The following is a 19,121-nucleotide window of genomic DNA, read 5'->3' on the forward strand; positions in this document are numbered from 1 at the left end:
GGACGCGGTGACGCCTCCGTACTCGGCGGCCAGCGGGTGCCCGAAGTGTGGCCGAAGGTCATGTGACCTCCGGTGCCGCCCCTCCCTGCCTTCTCGCACTTCTTCACGGTGACCCGCCGTTCCTAAGTTTCTCGGCATTACCACGTACGAGATGAGGACGCATGCACCTACGTTCGCTGGCCATCGCATCCCTGCTGGTGGCGTCCGTCCTGGCCGTCCCGGCGGCCGCCCGAACCGGGCCCGCCGACGTACGGGTCCCCGGCGCCGAGCACACCGTCACCGCCCGCCTCGCCGATCTGACCACCACGGGCACACAGCTCACCGGGCACACCGATCCCGCCGACTGGGCGGGCCTGGAAGCCCCCGGGACCACGACCCCGTCCGGAGTTCCCGGCATCCAGGTCGACGGCTACTTCCCCGACACCTCCACCACCAACACCAATCACGGCTGGAACCACGACAGCCAGTTCGTCATCCGGCTGCCTGACCACTGGAACGGCGGCCTCGTCGTAGCAGGACCACCGGGGCTGCGCGAGCAGTACGCCAACGACCGCATCATCAGCGACCAGGTCCTGGCGAAGGGCTACGCCTACGCGGCCACCGACAAGGGGAACACCGGCCGCGAGATCTACAAGGACGGGCGCCGCCCCGGCGACGCCATTATGGAATGGCATCGCAGAGTTACTCAACTCACGATCTCCGCACGGCAGGTGACGTCCCGGCACTACGGCCGCACGCCTCGTTCCACCTACGCCGCCGGCCTCTCCGCAGGCGGTTACCTTGTCCGCTGGCAGCTCGAGCACCGGCCCGGTCTCTACACCGGCGGCCTCGACTGGAACGCCCTCACCTTCACCACCGACGGAGGCCTGCTCGCCACCCTCCCGCCGGCCCTGCGCGCCTACCCCCGCTTCAAGGAGGGCGACCGCTCCGCTCACGCCGCCCTGCTCGCCGCCGGCTATCCCGAGGGCTCCGAGCGCCAGTGGGACTGGCACCACAAAAACCAATGGGACCTCCTCCAACGGGTGGTCCGCGAGGAACTCGACCCCGACTACGACGGACCCGCCCGCGCGGGAACCCCGCTGTGCCCCGAAGGCACCGGAAACGGCTGCGACACCGACTACGACTTCGCCTCCCGCCCTCGTGCGGTACACAAGGCTGTGAAACGGATCGCGCTCACCGGAAACATCCGGCGTCCGCTCATTAGCATTCAGGGCACCCTCGACGCCCTCACCCCACCGGCCGCCTTCGGTGACGTCTACGACCGCATGGTCGCCGACACGGGCCGCGCCGGCTTGCACCGCTACCTCAAGATCCCTAGCGGCGCGCACACCGACGGCCTCGTCGTACTCGACCAGGAACACCTACGCCCGATGCTCAGCACCTTCACCGCGGCTCTGAGCGACCTAGAAGCCTGGACACAGCCCCGCTTCGGCTCCTGACGACCTACCCGCTCCCCGGAACGACTTCCAGCGACGCAATGTACGCCTCGGCCGAACCGGCGGATTCTAAGGGGCATCGCAGCAAATGATTGCCGTTGAGTGATGACGAGCAGTCTAGACAGCCGCTCGGCCAGGTATCCCGGCCGAGCGGCTGACGGTCCGTCGGGCGCAGCGGTCCCGGCACCAGGGGACAGCTGCGGGACGGGATCAAGGCGGCGTCGGGACATGTGCTGCCCCGTGCCGGGTGCGGCGCGGGGCAGCGGGTCCGTCGGCGTGTGTCAGGCGGGCGGCGAGGTCGGCGGTGTGCGCGAAGCGGGCGGCCTCGTGGAGGGCGAACATGCAGCCGGGGTCGCTCAGTTCGTCCTCCTCGGGGATACGGGAGGCCTTGCACATCGTGCGCAGGACCGCCGCCGCGGCGACCCTGGCCGGGGCGGTCGTGTGTAGATCCGCTCGAACATTCTCGGCTCGGTGAGCCATCCACTGGCCCGAACCCCGGAGATCACGGGATTGCAGATGTGGCTGGCGCCGACGAGCCGGTCCAGGACGTCCGCAGCCGCGCGCAACAGCTCCGCGCTCACCGGTTCCTCTTCCTCGGCGGCCGCCTCCAGCACCATGCACACGGCCTGGACGAGGGGCGCATCGTGCACCGTGACCTCGCCGACGGCATGCTCATCCAGGACGGAGCGAAGGCGCGCGGATGGGGTCGCCGGGCGCCCTCAGCAGGACGTGCTTCAGTTCGCGGCCCTTCACCGTCCAGGTCACCGCCGCGTCCACCAGGCGGGCGGTCTTCTCCCCGTCGGCGCCGAAGTCGGCGCGCAGGTGGGCAGCGAGGCGGCGGGAGGGCTCGACGTGGACAGGCTCCCTACGGGCGCTGTGCAGGCCGAGCTTGGCGCGCAGCAGCTCGGTGTACTTGCCGTTGCGGCCTGTGGCCTTTTGTGCGGCGCGGGCACCCCACACCTACCCGCAGGCGTACGGGCGGAACGTCGCGGGCCCGGGTGGGGACCTTGGCCGTCAGGGCTGCCCCGGCGCGGTCGGCGGTGCGCGTCCTGCCGGTCGGCATCGTAGTGGAGCAACAAGCGCCGACGGTGGAGAACTGGGCGTAGATGTCGGGGAGGCCGAGCGCGGTGAGGAGCCGCCGGTGGAATGGGGCTGTTCCAGCGGCAGGCGGAGCGCTGCGAGGATCTTCCGCCGTAGCTCCGCCGGTTGCCAGCAGGGAGGCCGACCCGAGGACGGGAAAAAACGGTGTGCAGCCATCCTGCGGGGCCCGGCCGCCGACCGTCCGCGCCGGACGGTGTAAGGGGACTGCCAGGGCCTGTATGCGTACAACGCTGACGCCCCACCCCGGGCCGGGCCAGGGGCGAGGGCGGGCACAGGAGACAGCCTCCACCGCGTTCGGTACCACACTTGGTACTGAACGCGGTACCGTGTCGTTATGCCTGCACTCAACGTGGAATTCACCGAGGACGAGATGGCGCGGCTGCGCGCGAGGGCCACCCTGGCCGGCCGGAGCCTGAAGCAGCATGCGCACGATGTCATCGTGGAAGAGGCCGACCGGATCGCCTTCGTGGACGGGGCGGTCACGGAAGCAGCCCGGGTCCTGCCCGGCGTCGAGGCCCGCTTCCCCGCAGGACAGCGGTGAGCCGGTGAGTCCGATCATCCGCGTCGACGTCGGCTGGGTCCTGCAGATCCAGTCGGCGATCTCCCCCTTGAACGTGCCCATCGCGGACTGGGGAGCCCTCGGCTTCATGGCCGGCCGGCACACCTTCGAGCGGGAGCGGGGCGTACTGTATTACGAGCAGACCGCCGCCCGGGCCGCGACCTTCCTGCACACCGCGCTGCTGCTGCGTCCCTTCGCCGACTACAACCTGGTCATCGGCTGGGCCTGCGCCAGCCAGTACATGCACCTCTCCGGCGAGCCCCTCCAGGTCAAGGACGACGACCTGTACGAGCTCGCCCAGGCAGTCCGTGCGCAGGAGGCCGATCTGCGTCACGTCGCGCAGCGTCTGGAGTCCTGGCGCGCCGCATGACAGACGGCCGCCCCTTTCCCTGCTGGTGCCGGCGCTCGCCGGCATCGGCGGGGCGGCTGCAGCGTTCGCCTCGCAGCGCGTGCCAGCCGTCAAACGGTCGCGGGCCATCGGGCGCAGCGACGCGCTCCGCTCCTCGCGAAGAACATCTCCGCCTGCCGCCTCCGTATCGGCGAAACCCGGGCCCTGTGGGGTGGCCACAACGCCCGCCTCCCGGTTCTTTCGCGGGCGGTCCCGTCGCGTCGGGGGCCGGGACGCGTGATCGTCAGTCCTCGATGCCTTCGTCCAGGAAGATGGCCAGGTCCTGGGCTTCGGCACGGACGGCTTCTTGTTCCGGGGCCGTGAGGGGGCGGAGGGGGCTGATGCGAAGCCGGTGGTCGCGCACGGTCCAGGTGGCGGTGACGCGTCCGTCGACGAGGACCATACGGTGGCCTGCCACGGACAGACCGAGGTGGGGGGCGTCGATGATGCGGCTGCGGTCGTGGTAGCTGAGGATGGCGTTGTCGAAGGCCGGGAGGAACCGGACGGGGGCCGGGGTGTCGGGGTGGGGCGGGGTGCGTCGGGCAGATCGAGCAGTTCGCGGCCGCGTTCGTCGCGGAAGACGACGAGTTCTTCCCGGCAGGCCTTGACCGCGGTGGGAAGACCGGCGAGGCCGCACCAGGCACGCAGGTCCGCGCCGGCGGCAGGCCCGTAGGCGGCGAGGTAGCGGCGCAGCAGTCGCTGCCCGACGGGATCGCCGCCCCCGGCGGGCAGGGGGTCGATGTCCCGTTCCAGCCAGGTGGCCAACGGCAGGTCGCGCACGCCTGCCCTCTGCTGCCACAGGCCACAGGGCGGGAGTTGGACCATGGGGGCAAGGGCTGCGACGAGCAGCTCGCCCAGGACGCGGCGTGGTGGGCCGGGCCAGCGGTCTTCGAGAGCTTGCACAAGTTCGCGCATGGTGCGGGGCCGCCGGTCGGCCATCACCGCGCGGCCCGCGGCGGCGAGCTCGTCCATGTCGATGCCGGCCAGTTCGCTTCGGTAGGTGCCCAGTACTCGTTGCCGGAGCACGGTGTCGTGGCGGGCCCGCCAGGCGAGCGCGTCGCCCGCGGTGACGAGGTGAACGGTGCGGCGCATCAGGCGGGTGCGCACCACCGTACGGCCGGTCAGCGCGTCGTCCAGTCGTCCGGGTTCGAAGCCCGCCAGACGGGACCACAGGCCGATGAAGGGTCCCTGGGGTTCTTGCGCCTGCAGGCCGCACAGGTGGGACACCGCCTCGGGCGCGGAGGTGTCGGTGCGCGTGAGCAGGTCCTGGCGGGCGAGGGTGGCGCGGTTGAGGGCGTGGTTGTCGAGGATGGTCATGGTGTGCTCAGGCTGCGGCTCGGTCGTGGGGCGGGCGTCGGCGCAGACTCGTGCGGATGGGAGCGGGAGGGGCGCAGGAGACGTCCGGAGGGCTGGTGTCGGTGCCGGACGGGACGATAGTGCCGATTTATGTCGAGAATGTCGTCGCCGGGGGCGAGGGTGACGCCGGTGAGCAGATCGTCCGGCCGGTCCATGGTGCGTGGCCCCATGAGGGCGGAGGTGACGTCGATGCCGGTCCGTCCCGGCTTCCGCATCCGCACGGTGACCCGTTTCCTTCCGTTGCTGTACGTGTCCAGTGCCCGCGCCGTCCGGGCCGCGCGTGTTGTTGCGGTGGCCCGGACGGCGCGGTTCATGTCGGGCCGGCCGGTTCAGCCGTTGTACGGGGTGGCTACGTCCAGGACCCAGGTGACGCCGAAGCGGTCGGTGAGCATGCCGTACAGCGGCGCCCACTGCGCGGGCTCCAACGGACGCACGACGGCCGAGCCCTCGGCGAGCCTGTCCCACAGGGCACTGACCTCCTCGGCGTCGTCACCGCGTACGGAGACGAAGAACGGGTTCTCGCCCTGGTTCCAGGGCAGTTGCGAGGGCACGTCGTAGGCCATGACGTGGAAGCCGTTGTCGCCGGTCACCTCGCCCCACATCACCCAGTCCGCCTCGCTCTCGTTCTGCACGGCGCCCGCGTCCTTGTAGGTGACCGCGACGGTGCGTCCGCCGAAGACGGACCGGTAGAAGTCCAGCGCCTCGCGTGCGGCGCCCCGGAAGTTCAGATGGGTGGTGGTCGTGACGGACATGGTCTGCTCCTCGCCTTGATGGGACGAATGCGCCGCCAACCCGTCCAGTCCGGGCGGCGACTGCCGGAACCAGGGGTGATGCCTCCTGAGCGGCTTGTACGCCACATTGGCAGGAGTACCGGACAGGATGTGTCCTCTACTTCGGGGAGCATGGATCCCATGCAAAAGACGTCCTCCCGGCTGCTCGCGCTGCTCCAGACCCGCCGTGACTGGTCCGGCGAGGACCTCGCCGGGCGTCTGGACGTCACCTCGCGCACCGTGCGCCGCGACATCGACCGGCTGCGCGACCTCGGCTACCCGATCACCACCGTCAAAGGACCGGCCGGCGGTTACCGGCTGGAGGTCGGCACCCGCATGCCGCCCCTCCTGTTCGACGACGGCCGAGCCGTCGCCCTGGCCGTCGCGCTGCAGACCTCGGCCACCGGCACCGCCGTCGCGGAAGACGCCGCGCGGGCCCTGGCCACCCTCCGCCAGGTCATGCCACCCCATCTGCGCCACCGCATCGACCTGCTGCGCGTCACCGCCGTCCGGCCGCCCACGGCCGGCGACACCCCCAAGGTGGACCCTCAGGTCCTGATGGAGCTCAGCCGCGTCATCCACGCCCGCCACGAACTGCGCCTCGACCACCACGCTTCGGACCCGAGCACCTCAGCCGATGCTCCCCGCCGCGTACAACCCCACCACCTGGTCACCTGGCGCCACCGCTGGTACCTCGTGGTCTGGGACCTCGACCGCGAGGACTGGCGCACCTTCCGCGTCGACCGCATCCGGCTCCGCACACCCACCGGCCCCCGCTTCACCCCACGCGAACTCCCCGGCGGTGACGTCTCCACCTTCATCACCGGCCGGTTCCGCGGCAACGACGGCACCACCACCGACTGGCCCTGCCGAGGCGAAGTCATCCTCCACCTCCCGGCCGCCGACGTCGCCCCCTTCGCCCAGGACGGAATCGTCGAGGAACTCGGCCCCCACCACTGCCGGCTCACCCTCGGCTCCTGGTCCTGGTCCTGGACCGGACTCGCCACCGCCCTCGGCCACTTCGACACCGACGTCGAAGTCGTCGACCCACCGCAACTGGCCACGGCATTCGCAGACCTCGCCGCCCGCTACGCCCGCGCCGCAGGACCAGGGACCGGTCCGCCTCCGTGAGGACGAACCTCACCGTGCCGCTCGAGCCCTCCGAATCCCCGACCCACCCAGTACTCAGCCGGCTGGCCCCGGACCGGAGGGCGGGCGCGGGCACGCTCGCGACCTGGTCGCCTTCGATGCGGCGGAACTCGGGGTGCGTCTGCTCGCGGCCTGAGGTCGGCAAGGGGAACTTCGCGCATACGTCCGCACTGGAGGACTTCCCCGAGCCGAACCCTTGTTCCGACCCCGCCGACCACACGGACGGACATTCGTGGTGTCGCACTGCGGAGGACGGTCCGGGCCCCGCTCCGCCCGGCCCGGACCGTCCTTCCGGTCACCAGTGCAGCGGCAGAGCAGCAAAGTGCTGGTCGAGCAGACCGGAGATGATCTGGTGGTCGCGGAGCGAGGGGTGCCAGTCGCAGCCGAGCCGGTCCAGGCCAGGATCGTCGTAGTGCCAGTAGCTGATCCGGTCGTCTCCCCGCGCGTTGCGGTCTTCGACGATGCCTCGGGCGGTGTCGGTGAAGGCGGTGCCGGACACCGGGGTGGCACTGACCACCAGGAACGTCCTGCTTCCGTAGCGGGCCCGCAGTCTGTCGAGGAAACCGTGGTAGGCGCTCGCGTAGGCGGTGATCAGCTCGCTTTGTGTGGCCCACGGCTCGCCCGGGTGGAGCGGGGTCGAGAAGTCGTTGATGCCGAGGCCGATGACGACGACCTGCGGCCGCCAACTGCGCGGCTTGCGCCAGACGTCGCCGACGACGTTCAGCAGGGCCCGATCGTAGTAGGTGCGGTAATCGGTGCCGGGGTCGCCGCCGTTGTAGTTGCGGACCATGCCACGGCCGGAGAACGCGTTCTGCTGGTAGTCGGCGTCGAGTTTCCGGGCGGTGAGGGCGCCGAAGGCGAGGTCCGCGTTGCTGTTCCGGTCGACTCCTCCGTTGGCCGAGCAGTCGCGCGTGCCCGATGCATTGCCGTACCCGGCGGTGAAGGAGTCGCCGATGAACTCGATCTGCCTGCTCCGCGCCGCGGGGGCGGCGAGAACCTTCCCGCCCCGAGCGGCGACGAACCCGGCGAAGCGGCCGACGACCCACGGACTCTCCGTCCGCTTAACGAGCCGCACGGTGTGCTCGGCGTCGGCGAGACCCTTGACCCAGGACGTGGTCCGTCCGGGGGTCACCACTGTGCTGACGGTCGTTCCGTCGATCTGGACGTCGTAGTCGTTGGCGGAGTCGTCGAGCACGATCCCAACGCCGGTGCCACGGAACCGGCCTTCGAAGGCGACGCCGGGCCAGGTGTACTGCACCGAGCCGTCGGTTGCCTTCTTGACCCGGCCCACCGTCCGAAACCCGGCGAAGGCGGCGGACGGCAGGGAGCGGTGGCCGACGGATGCCTGGGAGGGAGCAGCCGCGGCGGCGGTGACACCCGCAGTGACGCTCGCGGCGGTGGCCGCGAGCAGTGCCCGCCGGGAGAGATGGGGAGCGGTGCGCGTGAGCGGTCCTTCCTGTGTCGGGAGATCTGCACGTGCGGTGGTGCGGGAGCGCTCCCATCATGGTTGTGCCGGTGCGGTGTGGGGAGTGGTCGGTGGCGACAGGTACGGAAGACGCTGGTGTGGTGGCCGAGGAGGCGATGCTGGTCCCTTCTGTTTTCATCAGCGGGCCAAGGTCGGCGCGGTGGCGGCGGCGCCGGTGGTCGCCGTCTACGCTCATGGCATGCAGCGCGGTGATGTCACGCGGGACGAGGGCACATGGGTGGGCCTGTCGTTGGATGTACAGGACCGCCGCCGACCGGATCTGTGCGTTCTCACTGCCGGGCCGCGGCTGCTGGTCTCCCAGCTGTCGCGGCCTGTGCTGCTCGCCGTTGTCGAAAAGCCCCTGCAGGGCGTGGACTTCTGGCGTACCGACGAATACCGCTCCTTCGTCCCACCGCTGCGCGCCGACGTGGGGCGTGCCCTGGCGGGCAGCCCGCAACGGTGGGCTCACCGCTTCGCGCGGTACCTCATCGACTCGCCGGGCAACCCGTTGCACGAGGGCCGGTGGCTGCTCTCGTGCGAGAGCTCGCTCCCGCGCTGGCGCCACGCTGCCACTTCGCACGCCGAGTACTGGAGCTCGATGCTCGTTGAGGGCCATCCGGACGGATACATCGACTGGTTTCTCCGCTCCACGTCGTTCTAGGTCCTGCCGCTGCGACCCATGCCCGGCCCGGGCGACAGCCGGGTCAAGGCGTACCGCAAGCAGGTCCGTAAGGGGATGCTCCCACCCGTTCTGTTGTGGCGGGTCAGTGGTCTGGACTGTCATCTGATCCTGGACGGTCACGCACGGCCCGCCGCGGCGATCGCCGAGTCCGTCGAGCCTTCGCTGCTGCAGCTGCAGCTGCACCGCATGGTGCCGCACGACGGCCTGGCCGCACGTATCGATGACGCCGTGGGCTTCTACGAGGACGAACTGGAACGCTTCGCCGAACTCCGCGCCATCCACGGCCCCACCGTCCCGGACGGCACCGCCGGTCCGCGGCTCGCCCGCCTCCTCCGCGATCTGAACACCGCGGAACAGCCGACCTGGGCCTGGCCCCTGCCCGGAGGGGAAGACCAGTGGCGTCGCATCGCAGGCGAGGTGACCGTCGGCAGGAACTGGGTCCATGCCTATTGATCCGAAACGGTTCGGGTTCTGGGACGTTGAGGCCGTCGCGCGTCTGTTCCCGTGACGGACCCGGCCCTGGGGCCGTCCGGCTCTGCCCGATGCAGGTGGCGGGGTTCGCTCGGCCGGGTCCGGATATCACTGTGGCGGGCTGCCGCTTCAGACGCCGTCCTTGTGGCCGTTCGCGACGAGCAGCTGCTCCATGCTCTTGTGGGCGGGGGCGGCTTGGGTGTTGCTCTCGTCGTGGAAAAGCCTGAGGTACTGGATGAGGGCGCTCACGCATGTGTCGCGTCCGTCGTACTCTGCGTTGTCGACGAGCTGACAGTCTCTGGAGATCTCCCTCGTCCGCCCGTCCGGACCGGTGTACACGGGGTGCCAGATCAGTTCCACGTTCGGATTCAGCCGCTGGACCAGCCGGAGTTGCGGGACTTCCAGCCTGATGAGGATGCTGTCCGGAGCGTAGGCCCGCACGAAGATGTGCACGGGGCCGGTGGCGAGGGACACAAAGGCCTTGGACAGGATGCTCCACATCGGTCCTGTCAGCTTCCAGTCCGGGTGCAGTTCCAGGACGTTGAGCACGCTGCCGATCCGAGTCCGCGCCAGCGGCGTGTGGCCCTTCTCATACGCGTAATCGCTGACCTCGATGCCGCCGGCCCACAGGGCCATGGTGGGCGTCTTGATCTCCAGGTGCTTGGTCATGAGTCTGACGAACTCCTGGTACCACGTGTTCGTCGCACGGATCTCGCGCTGTTCCTGGCGGTCACTCGTTCTCGCCGCGGCCTCGTCGTTCAGCGCGCCCTGCGAGTCGACCCCACCGAGCAGGAGCTGCCAGGCGTCTTCGGCATCGGCCCGGGGAATGCCCGCGGCCTTTGTCAGTTCCTGGTACGGCCCCCACTCGGGGTGCTCCGTGGGCCTCGTGGCGTAGTGCTCGTTCAGGGAGCCCGCCTGGCGCTGCACCCAGCGGGTTGCCGCCGTGTTCCCCGCGCGCCGCTGAAGCGCGGCCATACCAGTGGCCGTACCGGTGAGGGGCGCCCCACGCCCGGCGGCCTGCGGCGTCGTCTGCGCCTTCGTGGCCCTCCGTTGCTCGCGCATCATGCTTCTCTCGTCCTTCCGTGAATGCCACCGAGCCTAGTAGGGCTTGGTCAGGTTCGTATGGGTGTGGGTATGTCACGGTGGCAGGTGGGGCAGGCGCCAGTCCAGGTGGCGAGGAGTGTCTGCAGGTTCCGGACGACGTGGTAGAGGCTCAGGTCGGCGCCGGGTCTTTCGGATTTCGCGTCAGTCGTTGCAGGGTGCAGAAGGCGTGGGCGGCGGAGACGAGGGTGACGTGATCGTGCCAGCCGCCCCAGGTGCGGGCCTGGGAGTAGCCACCGCGGCCGGGCACGGCGGAGGCGGTCAGCCAGCTCGGCGTCCTGGACCGTTTCCTGTCCGAGGCGATCGAGGGCGGAGGCCGGTACGTGTTGTGGGAGAACCACGACGCCTGTGCCCAGCAGATGCTGGCAACGCTGGCGGTCATTGAGGCCCAGCAGCTTAGCTCGCGAGCTGCGGCGTTGACCGAGCGGCTGGTGTCGGTCACCGCATGCACCGCTTCAAACAGTCGCTTGGCGTGGCGACGGGCGGGGTTGCACCTGCTGGACGGTAAGGGGAGCGCACTGCTTGGAGCGGCTGCGGACCTCGCCGCCCCAGGCAATGCGCGTGCTCCTTGTGTTGTGGCTCTGCCCCCGGTGGTGTGCTCCTGAGCGGACCGTGGCGGTCAGACGGTCGGCGTTGGCTGGGTGGTGAGGAATTCACCAGCGGACGGTGCCAGCAGTTGGACGTTCGGATTGTGGCTGAGCTTCGCGATCTCGGTGTGCCGGGCGTCGGGCAGGGCCGCGTTGGCAGCGCGGGCTGCGGTGCGGAGAAGGCCGTCGCTGCGGCCGCCGCAGAGGACGAGGACGGGGACCTGCACGCTGCCCCAGTCGGACGGGTCGAGCGGCTCCCCGCGCATATGCTCGGCCATGACCGCCCAGTCGTGCGGGATGGAGTTGGCCACAGCAGTGAGCTTGGACCACATCGGGGTGATCCGCATCAGGCCGACGAACAGTGCGGGAATACCCATGGCTTTGGTCATGAAGTAGCGGACGGCCTGGCCGCGGCGGTTGTCGGCGACCAGTTGGTGGAGTGTGGCGGTGAGGTCCGACGGCGGCACGTGGCGGGTGCGGTCGACGACGAATGGCGGCTCGAACGCGACGACCCGGGTGATGCCGGGGATCTGCCCGGAGGCGGCCGCCCGCAGCGCGAGCACCGCGCCGGAGGACCAGCCGAACAGCGCCGCCGAGCCGCCTTCGGCAGCGACCAGTGCGGCGAGGTCGTCGATCTCTTGCGCGGCGTCGTAGCGGCCCGGGGTGTCGCCGCTGTCGCCGCGTCCGCGGCGGTCGTAGTTGACGACGGTCAGGCCGTACTCGGCAGCCAGCACCTGTGCCATCTCCACCATCTTCGGGAACATCCGGTAACTGAAGGCGCCGCCGACGAGGATCACGGTTCCTTGACTGCCGCCCGTCGGGGTATGCCGGTCGTACGCGATGGTGGTGCCGTCGGCGGAGGTGACCTTGTGCGTGGTGCTCATCAAAGCTCCTGTATCTGTTTTCCGGTGGTTCGCGGCGCTCGCGGGCCAGCCTCGACGGCTGTACTGGGTAAGACCGGGCCCGACCGGGAAAGTCATCGCTCTACCGGAGTTTGTTCTTTCCGAGCAGGACCATGACGCTGCGGTCCCGACGGCCGGTGCGTGTCGGCTGCGGCCGCGCTCGTCGACCAGGTCCGCGGGCCCGGCCCCGCCCTGTCAAGAAGGCGGGACCTCTGGTAGTTCGCATGGTGTCGAAGCCTTTGCGAGTGTTCCGGAGGTCCCGTTGTCGCGGAATTTTGTCAGCGTCAGGTCCGGTGCGACAGCCCTCGACGTGTACGCGCTCGGCCATCTGGGCGAGTTGACCGAGATCATCGATCCTGAGCTGGTCGATGCGGTCCTGGAGGACGCCGGTGCCCGGCAGCAGCGGCTACGGCTGCTCCCCGTCCGCGTCGTGGTGTACTTCGTGCTGGCTCTCGCCTTCTTCGAGCGGTCCTCCTACCAGGCGGTATGGGCCAAGCTCACGGCGGGACTGGGCAACGTGCCCGTGCCCGTCCGTACGCCTCGTCGCTGGCCCGTGCCCGGCGTCGACTGGGAAGCGAACCGCTGGCCCACCTGTTCTCGATCCTGGCCGGACCCGTGGCCGATCACCGCCAGTCGTGCGCGTTCTACCGGGGCCTGCGCCCGGTCGCCGTGGACGGCACCACCCTGTCCGTTCCCGATGAGAAAGCGGTGACCTGGCGCTGTCCCAAACACATCGGCAGGGTCCGCACGTTCGGCTACCCGCTGGTCCGCATGGTGGCTCTCGTGGAGTGCGGCACACGGGCTCTGGCGGGCGCACTCTTCGGCCCCGACGGCGCCGGCGAACTCACCTATGCACGCCGGCTGCTGGGACATCTGGATGCATCGATGCTCCTGCTGGCCGACTCCTACTACGACGCGTTCGACTTCCTCCAGGTCGTGCAGGACACCGGCGCCCGATTCGTGATGCGCTCCACCCTGTACCGCTCGGAAAGTCATCGCTGCACGTGCGTACCCATGTCCTGGAGCGTCGGGAGCAGCTGGGATGCTGCCATGGTGATCGTCTCGCTGCTGTACAGGGTGACCCGGAAGCTGCTGACCGTCCCCGGCATACTGCTGCGCCGCGACACCACGAAGGAAGCTGAACTGTTCGTACTGCGGCACGAGAACACGGTCCTGCGCCGCCAACTCGTAGGACCGGTGCGCTACGAGCCGGCCGACCAGTTCTGGTTTGCTGCCCTGTCATCGCTGATACCGCGCCGTCGCCGGGCGCAGGTCTTCCCGGTCCAGCCCGGCACCGTACTGGCCTGGCACCGCAGGCTGATCGCGAAGAAGTGGGACTGTTCCAAGCGCCGAGGCCGCACCGGCCGACCCCCGACCCCGGCCACGCTGAAGAAGCTCGTCCTGCGCCTGGCCGAGGAGAATCCGAGGTGGGGCCATCGCCGGATTCAGGGCGAGCCGGCCCGGCTGGGGCACCCGATCTCACCGTCCACCGTCTGGCAGATCCTCAACGCTGCGGGCATCGACCCGGCCCCACGCCGCTCCGGCCCCGGCTGGCGCACGTTCCTCACTGCCCAGGCCGAGGGGATCATTGCCGCGGACTTCTTCCACCTCGACACCGCCCTGGGCAAGCGCCTGTATGTGCTGGCGTTCCTCGAGCACGGCACCCGGCGCCTGCACCTGACCGGCGTTACCGACCACCCGACCGGCCAGTGGGCGGTGCAGCAGGCGCGCAACCTCGCCGCTGACTTCGGCACACGGATGGAGTCCCTGCGTTTCATGCTGCGCGACCGCGACACCAAGTACACCGAGGCCTTCGACGCCGTCTTCCAGTCAGAGGACGTGGACGTGCTGCTCAGCGCGCCCCGGGCGCCGCGAATGAACGCCCACTGCGAGCGCGTGATCGGCACGATCCGCCGGGAAACCCTGGACCACGTGCTGATCGTGAACGAGACCCATGCGCGTCGCGTCCTCGGCCGATACCAAGATCACTACAACGGACACCGGCCTCACCAGGCCCGGGACCAACTCCCGCCCGACGTGAGCGAGGAAACCGCCGCCGAACGCCAGCACGGCCATCCCGGCAAACTCCTATGCACCCGCATCCTCGGCGGAGCGATCAACGAGTACCGATATGCGGCTTGATCAGCAGCGATGACTTTCCAAGCGGCACAGGCAGGACAGGCCGCAGGTAGGCATTCTGAGCCTCGCGGCTATCGGCGTCACGGCATGCCCGCACCGTGACGCCCCGGCTGCACACTGCGGACGGGCTACGTCATCAACTCGATGTGAGGATGCTCGGGCTTCGCCGGGCAGACGAACAGGTGCTGCCGGTAGCCGCTGCCTATCTGGACCCCGGTCGCATTGTAACCGCGGTGGCCGGGGTACGGTCCAGCACCTGGGTGGGGGTGCGGAGACCAACTGTTCCCGGCGTCGTCCCCTTCCTCGAACGTGGCAACGGTCATCAGGACCTCCATGCCGGTGCCGCACTCGGAGCAGGGCTGCGGGCTGGGGTCGGTGGAGTTCCAAGCGGGCCAGCCGCCGACCTTCCAGCCGGGTGCGTTGGCCAGCACACAGTCGTAGTACGTGTCCGGGTCCATGTCTTCCTCTACTGCCTGCGGCACACTCCACTGCTTGAGCTGCTCCTGCAGTTCTTCGCTCAGCTCCAGATGGTCGGGGTACTCGGTGATCTGCTCCGGTTCGAGCACGCACGGTTCCGGTAGATAGCCGTCGAACTGCACTGCGGGCGGCTCGGGGGGCGTGTCGAGGATGTTGGTGACGGCGGCTGCGGAACGCCAGAAGAGCATGGTCCTAGGCATGATCGGATGATCGAAGGGGCACCACAGAACCTGCAGCAGGTCCTTACCCTCCGGCGGGCTCAGATCGGGCACGTCCCGTACGTACAGCTGCGCGACTGGCAGCATCGCTATGGGGCCGTCGTACGACTGAACCGCCAGCCTCACCGGATACTTCTGAGGGGGTCGGATCCGCTCGAGAGTCTTCCGTTCCTCCGGAGTCAGGTCCCGGCCGTGCGAGGCGGCGAAGATCCGTCGTTCCAGCCGCAGATCCGCCGGGGACAGGGCTGGGTTGATGCCATCCACCACATGCGGTTCCTCGCAGTGCGGCCACGGCTCCTCAGCGGGCCACAGCAACGGCCCGCCGATCGAGCTGTCGTGCCACGTCGGCGCCCCAGAGCGGGGGTGCAGGCGAGTCGCCGTGCGGGCCAGCGGAGCCAGTTGGGGAAAGACCGCGACAACGTCGATCGGCCGTGGCGGAGTGACAGGGTTGACATTCATGGCCACAACCTTGCCAATCACCTCTGACAACGGCCCTCGTGGCCGCCCCACGAAGAGCTCCGCGCATCAAGAAGATCAAAAGGCAGGTCTACGGTCGAGCCGGATTCGAACTACTCCGAAAGGTGATCCTGCTGCAATGGCCTCCACGGCCACCAGGCAACATGAGCCTGGCGCCTCGTCACGCCATACGGCATGGCCCGGAACACACCAGCCCTGCAGGGCCGGCGAGCGATACCGAAGTGAACGACGGAGGCAAGTCATGAAGACAGAAACAGGCATGGATTCGCTCCGCTGGGCGGTGGCCTGGATGTGTGTCACCTTTACCCGCGGCCTGAGCCCCAGGGAGGTCTTCACCCGCTACGGGGCCGACCCGGACCAGGCGCGCCTGCTCGAGCGGGACGCAGCCTCAGACCTGGTTTCGGGCGATTCCGACGCTGGGATGGTCTCGCTGCTGCGGTCCGGGAGGATCGGTGATTGGGCCTTCTGTGTCGAGGAGGAAGGTGACATCGGCTTCGGGGAAGAATCGCTCGCGAAGTTGTCCCGAGGGACTGAGACGTACAGCCTGGCGACGACCGATGGAATGGACATCTTCCAGTACTGGCGTGACGGCGAGTGCGTCGAGTACTTCGAGCCTGGCATGGAGCACACCCGGTCCGAACCACTTGGCCACTGGTGGGACCGGGTGGAGGCGGCACTCGCCGTGCACGAGGGCCAGGGTGCCGGGATGGCGCCGGTGGTGGCCCTCGTACTCGACCACCTCGGCATCACTCTGGACGACGCCGCCCTCGCCGGACCCTGGCCCAGCCTGACGCTCGCCGAGGACGACGCGCCGTCGGCGCCACCGGGCGACACCTACGCGGGCGAGGGACCGGTCCCGCCCGGGACTGTCGAGATCTTGTAAAACCCTACAGCGGTCACCGTCCGCGTTCGCTCCCCAAGATCTGTGACAGAGCCGCAGGAGGGCGGTCACGCCGGCCCCGCCGGGGCCCGGGAGCCGTCCGCCTCCTTGCGGCGCTCGCGCTCGATCTCGGCGCGCTCGTTGGCGATCTCCCGGCTGAGGAAGTAGTTCAGGGCGGTCCGGATCGCGGCGAGCTGCCCGATCTCGGTGAAGCTCGGCGCGATGGCGGTGCGCAGCACGTCCCCGGCGAGCTGGAACTCCAGGCCCAGCGCCAAGAACCGGCCCAGGGAGAGCCGGATCCGGTTGAATTGGCGGACGTGGTGAGGCCCTGGGTGGTCGGCGCTGTATGGCCGACTGGGGAGGTCAATCTGCGCGCGTCCAGGGCGGAAGGACGGTAACCGCGTCGCGCTTCAGCCCGTGTAATGGCCGAGCGGGTGCACGAGCGAGCGCAGCCACGTGCACCAGCTGTCTGCGCAGCACCTCGGCCGTGTCCCGGAGCGGGGACAACTCCCCGTCGGCGCTGCCCGTTTCCCGCTGAAGCAGATTCCTTCATGACGACGGCGGAAGTGTCCGCGGGCGGGTAGGCGGTCTCCAGGGACGCGGCGACGGGTTCCGGGAGCTCCGCGGCCGGGACACAGTCGGCGGCGTTCGCCTCCCCGGCTGGTACCGGACCGCCAAGGGCGGCCACGGGCTCGTCAGCCGCCGCCTTGTCGACCTGCATCGCGGCCGGAGTATCGGACTCGGCCGGGGAGCGGTAGTGCCGCACTTCTCCCATACAGCTTGGGGGCGGCGGCGTGCGGGCCGATGCGGAGGTGGTGGCCGGCCCGCCTGGGGTCACGGCGGCACCGCCGACGTCGTCACCTACGCCCAGCGGCAGGGAACCGTGGTGCGCGTGCTGTGGCCCGAGGGCGCCTCCCGGTAGGGCAGCGCCACAGTCACCGCTTGGGCAGTTCCTTCACGATCCGGCCCTGGGTGATGACGCAGGCGGGTGGATGGGTCCGAACCCCCACCCGCTCAGTCCATTGCGATCACCGCAATAGATTGCGATGATCGCAGTATGTATCCGATGGAAGAACTGGCCGCCCTGCGCCACCCGTTGCCCGAACCGGGCACCGTCACCCCCGAGGACTGCTACGACGACGCCCTCGCACAGGTCCTCGAGCAGCGCCGGCAGGACGTCTTGCGCCTGGAAGCCGCTGCCGACGGACTCGAGACGGATCCGCTGCTGCTGGCGCTGCAGGACCTGAAGGCGCAGAAGGAGGCCGTCGACGCGCAGATCCGCCGACTGCTGGCCTACGGCCGGGAGTTCCACAGCAGCCGCCCCTACAGCCTGGAGGACCTCGCCCGCCATGCCGGGTACAGCTTCTCCGGGGTGCGCACCGCCTACGGCGAGACGGAGATCAGGCAGGTCGCCGCGCAGATCGGCCGGGAACCGAACCGGCCACGCCGCACCGCTGCCAAGGAGGACCGATGAGCACGACGCCTCCGACGCCGGGGCGTGCAACGGCTCCGTCTCCGCATCCACCGGCTCTCCGGGGCTCGTCGCTGCCTCCCTATCAGCAGGCCGCGGCGGACCTGCGACGGCAGATCCTGTCCGGCCGGCTGAAACCGGGTGAGCGGCTGCCCGCGGTGCGCGCCCTGCAGCAGCAGTACGCCATCGCCGGTATGACCGCGCGGGCGGCCCTGCACGCGCTGCGCGCCGAGGGCCTGGTCGACGTCGTGCAGGGCCGGGGCAGCTTCGTCGCCGATCCCCTCCCCCGGGACGCGGTGGGCGAGCAGAGCGCTGACGCTGACCGCGTCGAGGTCCTGGAGGAGGCACTGCGCGATGTCCTGGGCCACATCCGGCCGCAGGGGCATCCCCGTTGGGAGCTCAACACCTGCCTGGTGAGCAACGACCAGCTGACCAAGTGGTGGGTGGTATTGGGTGCCGCTCCCCGTCGGCACCATCAGGACGGGCGGCCGCGCTGAACCGAGCGGCGCCGGCTGACCGTCCGCGCCAGATGCCAGAGGGCGCTTGAGATCGGGTATGGGACGATCCCCCGGTGACTCGCCCCCTGAACCGTGACCTCTCCCTTGAGGAGCTGGAGAACGACCGTTGGCCGGCCCCGTCGGGCGACGCGACTCGCCTCGTGGCGACCGCGACCGCGCTTCGGCGCAAGCCGATCGGCGAGCTGACCGTTGAGGACATGAGGCTGCTGATCAGGCAGAACGAGGGCCTGCCCTACCTCCTGCCGCTGGCGTTGGAAGTCCTGCGGCAGGATCCGATGGCAGAAGGTCACATGTACGAGGGTGATCTGCTGTCCGCGGTGCTGACCAGGAGTCCGGAGATCTGGAGCACGTCACCCGAACTCGGCCGTGAACTTCGCCTGATCGTCTCGGATCTGAGCAATCTGGCACCGCACCTCGAGCACGAGGTGGAGCGGTTCCTGGCTCTTTGACATCCTCGCCGCCCTGAAGGACGGCGATTCCCGCCTACCGTGCCGTTGAGGGCTGCGGTGTCGGGTGGGTTCCTGCTTCGCCGCGCGGTGCGGGCACGGGTGCCCGTCTTACCTGCGCTCCACAGGCTGTCACGGCCAGTCCGGCCGCCTTGGCGACGTTGACCGCCGCGTTGATGTCCCGGTCCAGGACGGCCCCGCACGCCCCACACGTCCACACGCGGACGTGCAGGGGCTTGGGGCCGTCCTTCACGCCGCACTGCGAGCACACCTGAGACGTGGGCTCGAAGCGGCCGATCCGGAGGAAGGTGCGCCCGTACCGGGCGGCCTTGTACTCCAGCATGCTCACGAACGCCGACCATCCGGCGTCGTGCACGGACTTGGCCAGGCGCGTACGCGCGAGTCCCTTCACCGCCAGGTCTTCCACGGCGACCGCTTGGTTCTCGCGGATCAGCCGGGTGGAGAGCTTGTGGTGGAACTCGCGGCGCGCGTCGGCCACCCGCGCGTGCGCGCGAGCGACCTTCAGCC

General features: G+C 69.5%; 23 protein-coding genes and 1 pseudogene. 13 read left to right on the forward strand and 11 right to left on the reverse strand.

Going from position 1 to position 19,121, the window contains the following annotated elements; genetic code table 11:
• The first annotated feature begins 161 nt into the window (after positions 1-161).
• The gene (locus ACFV5H_RS35190; protein ID WP_385198813.1) at positions 162-1,439 is read left to right on the forward strand and encodes a tannase/feruloyl esterase family alpha/beta hydrolase; all 1,278 of its coding nucleotides are present in this window, start codon (positions 162-164) and stop codon (positions 1,437-1,439) included.
• A gap of 207 nt (positions 1,440-1,646) precedes the next feature.
• Here the strand turns inward: ACFV5H_RS35190 and ACFV5H_RS35195 are convergent, their stop codons facing one another.
• Positions 1,647-1,832, reverse strand: coding sequence for a hypothetical protein (locus ACFV5H_RS35195; protein WP_385198815.1), 186 nt, complete (start codon positions 1,830-1,832; stop codon positions 1,647-1,649).
• A 276-nt stretch (positions 1,833-2,108) separates the two neighbouring features.
• Positions 2,109-2,396, reverse strand: a complete 288-nt coding sequence (locus ACFV5H_RS35200; protein ID WP_385198816.1) for a hypothetical protein — start codon at positions 2,394-2,396, stop codon at positions 2,109-2,111.
• A 475-nt stretch (positions 2,397-2,871) separates the two neighbouring features.
• Here ACFV5H_RS35200 and ACFV5H_RS35205 point away from each other — a divergent pair, with 475 nt between their 5' ends.
• Positions 2,872-3,078 (forward strand): hypothetical protein, encoded by a 207-nt coding sequence (locus ACFV5H_RS35205; protein ID WP_385198818.1) that lies wholly within the window; start codon positions 2,872-2,874, stop codon positions 3,076-3,078.
• Positions 3,079-3,082: 4 nt separating this feature from the next.
• Positions 3,083-3,466, forward strand: coding sequence for a hypothetical protein (locus ACFV5H_RS35210; RefSeq protein ID WP_385198820.1), 384 nt, complete (start codon positions 3,083-3,085; stop codon positions 3,464-3,466).
• A 262-nt stretch (positions 3,467-3,728) separates the two neighbouring features.
• On the opposite strand, the pseudogene ACFV5H_RS35215 reads toward ACFV5H_RS35210, so the two are convergent.
• Positions 3,729-4,801, reverse strand: a pseudogene (locus ACFV5H_RS35215) (winged helix DNA-binding domain-containing protein).
• Between the two features lie 368 nt (positions 4,802-5,169).
• Complete coding sequence (locus ACFV5H_RS35220; protein ID WP_385198822.1) at positions 5,170-5,592, reverse strand: VOC family protein; 423 nt, start codon at positions 5,590-5,592, stop codon at positions 5,170-5,172.
• A gap of 159 nt (positions 5,593-5,751) precedes the next feature.
• Here ACFV5H_RS35220 and ACFV5H_RS35225 point away from each other — a divergent pair, with 159 nt between their 5' ends.
• The gene (locus tag ACFV5H_RS35225; RefSeq protein WP_385198824.1) at positions 5,752-6,741 is read left to right on the forward strand and encodes a helix-turn-helix transcriptional regulator; all 990 of its coding nucleotides are present in this window, start codon (positions 5,752-5,754) and stop codon (positions 6,739-6,741) included.
• A 313-nt stretch (positions 6,742-7,054) separates the two neighbouring features.
• Here the strand turns inward: ACFV5H_RS35225 and ACFV5H_RS35230 are convergent, their stop codons facing one another.
• The gene (locus ACFV5H_RS35230; RefSeq protein WP_385198851.1) at positions 7,055-8,170 is read right to left on the reverse strand and encodes an SGNH/GDSL hydrolase family protein; all 1,116 of its coding nucleotides are present in this window, start codon (positions 8,168-8,170) and stop codon (positions 7,055-7,057) included.
• A gap of 253 nt (positions 8,171-8,423) precedes the next feature.
• Here ACFV5H_RS35230 and ACFV5H_RS35235 point away from each other — a divergent pair, with 253 nt between their 5' ends.
• Both ACFV5H_RS35235 and ACFV5H_RS35240 read left to right on the forward strand, forming a co-directional pair.
• Positions 8,424-8,885 (forward strand): hypothetical protein, encoded by a 462-nt coding sequence (locus tag ACFV5H_RS35235; protein ID WP_385198826.1) that lies wholly within the window; start codon positions 8,424-8,426, stop codon positions 8,883-8,885.
• Positions 8,886-8,903: 18 nt separating this feature from the next.
• Positions 8,904-9,359 carry a hypothetical protein gene (locus ACFV5H_RS35240; protein ID WP_385198827.1) on the forward strand — a complete coding sequence of 152 codons (456 nt, stop codon included), beginning with the start codon at positions 8,904-8,906 and terminating at the stop codon, positions 9,357-9,359.
• Positions 9,360-9,506: 147 nt separating this feature from the next.
• Here the strand turns inward: ACFV5H_RS35240 and ACFV5H_RS35245 are convergent, their stop codons facing one another.
• Both ACFV5H_RS35245 and ACFV5H_RS35250 read right to left on the reverse strand, forming a co-directional pair.
• Complete coding sequence (locus ACFV5H_RS35245) at positions 9,507-10,352, reverse strand: hypothetical protein (RefSeq protein ID WP_385198829.1); 846 nt, start codon at positions 10,350-10,352, stop codon at positions 9,507-9,509.
• Between the two features lie 238 nt (positions 10,353-10,590).
• Positions 10,591-10,860, reverse strand: a complete 270-nt coding sequence (locus ACFV5H_RS35250) for a hypothetical protein (protein WP_385198856.1) — start codon at positions 10,858-10,860, stop codon at positions 10,591-10,593.
• Between ACFV5H_RS35250 and ACFV5H_RS35255 the strand changes: the two genes are divergently transcribed.
• Positions 10,781-11,083 carry a hypothetical protein gene (locus ACFV5H_RS35255; RefSeq protein WP_385198853.1) on the forward strand — a complete coding sequence of 101 codons (303 nt, stop codon included), beginning with the start codon at positions 10,781-10,783 and terminating at the stop codon, positions 11,081-11,083. The two genes, ACFV5H_RS35250 and ACFV5H_RS35255, sit on opposite strands and share 80 nt — an antisense overlap.
• Positions 11,084-11,097: 14 nt before the next feature.
• On the opposite strand, the gene ACFV5H_RS35260 is transcribed toward ACFV5H_RS35255, so the two are convergent.
• Positions 11,098-11,949: an alpha/beta fold hydrolase gene (locus tag ACFV5H_RS35260; protein WP_385198831.1), complete on the reverse strand. Its 852-nt coding sequence runs from the start codon at positions 11,947-11,949 to the stop codon at positions 11,098-11,100.
• 280 nt (positions 11,950-12,229) lie between these two features.
• On the opposite strand from ACFV5H_RS35260, the gene ACFV5H_RS35265 reads away from it, so the two are divergent.
• Both ACFV5H_RS35265 and ACFV5H_RS35270 read left to right on the forward strand, forming a co-directional pair.
• Positions 12,230-12,679 (forward strand): transposase domain-containing protein, encoded by a 450-nt coding sequence (locus ACFV5H_RS35265; protein ID WP_385198832.1) that lies wholly within the window; start codon positions 12,230-12,232, stop codon positions 12,677-12,679.
• A 338-nt stretch (positions 12,680-13,017) separates the two neighbouring features.
• Positions 13,018-14,109 (forward strand): integrase core domain-containing protein, encoded by a 1,092-nt coding sequence (locus ACFV5H_RS35270; protein WP_385198854.1) that lies wholly within the window; start codon positions 13,018-13,020, stop codon positions 14,107-14,109.
• Positions 14,110-14,234: 125 nt separating this feature from the next.
• On the opposite strand, the gene ACFV5H_RS35275 is transcribed toward ACFV5H_RS35270, so the two are convergent.
• The gene (locus ACFV5H_RS35275; protein WP_385198834.1) at positions 14,235-15,260 is read right to left on the reverse strand and encodes a hypothetical protein; all 1,026 of its coding nucleotides are present in this window, start codon (positions 15,258-15,260) and stop codon (positions 14,235-14,237) included.
• 259 nt (positions 15,261-15,519) lie between these two features.
• On the opposite strand from ACFV5H_RS35275, the gene ACFV5H_RS35280 reads away from it, so the two are divergent.
• On the forward strand, positions 15,520-16,161 hold the full coding sequence (locus ACFV5H_RS35280; RefSeq protein ID WP_385198836.1) for a DUF6461 domain-containing protein: 642 nt from the start codon (positions 15,520-15,522) through the stop codon (positions 16,159-16,161).
• A gap of 65 nt (positions 16,162-16,226) precedes the next feature.
• On the opposite strand, the gene ACFV5H_RS35285 is transcribed toward ACFV5H_RS35280, so the two are convergent.
• Positions 16,227-16,433, reverse strand: coding sequence for a DUF1622 domain-containing protein (locus ACFV5H_RS35285; protein ID WP_385198838.1), 207 nt, complete (start codon positions 16,431-16,433; stop codon positions 16,227-16,229).
• A gap of 782 nt (positions 16,434-17,215) precedes the next feature.
• On the opposite strand from ACFV5H_RS35285, the gene ACFV5H_RS35290 reads away from it, so the two are divergent.
• The 3 genes from ACFV5H_RS35290 to ACFV5H_RS35300 all read left to right on the forward strand — a co-directional run bounded on the left by ACFV5H_RS35290 (position 17,216) and on the right by ACFV5H_RS35300 (position 18,596).
• Positions 17,216-17,632 (forward strand): hypothetical protein, encoded by a 417-nt coding sequence (locus ACFV5H_RS35290; protein WP_385198839.1) that lies wholly within the window; start codon positions 17,216-17,218, stop codon positions 17,630-17,632.
• A complete protein-coding gene (locus ACFV5H_RS35295; protein ID WP_385198841.1) occupies positions 17,629-18,126 on the forward strand; it encodes a GntR family transcriptional regulator in 498 nt (165 codons plus the stop codon). Before ACFV5H_RS35290 ends, ACFV5H_RS35295 begins: the two co-directional genes overlap by 4 nt.
• 74 nt (positions 18,127-18,200) lie before the next feature.
• Positions 18,201-18,596, forward strand: a complete 396-nt coding sequence (locus ACFV5H_RS35300; protein WP_385198843.1) for a contact-dependent growth inhibition system immunity protein — start codon at positions 18,201-18,203, stop codon at positions 18,594-18,596.
• Positions 18,597-18,630: 34 nt separating this feature from the next.
• On the opposite strand, the gene ACFV5H_RS35305 is transcribed toward ACFV5H_RS35300, so the two are convergent.
• Positions 18,631-19,121 (reverse strand): RNA-guided endonuclease TnpB family protein (locus tag ACFV5H_RS35305; protein WP_385198845.1); only part of this gene is annotated, 491 nt, incomplete at its 5' end.

The organism is Streptomyces sp. NPDC059787, from assembly GCF_042732315.1.
Lineage (GTDB): Bacteria > Actinomycetota > Actinomycetes > Streptomycetales > Streptomycetaceae > Streptomyces > Streptomyces atrovirens.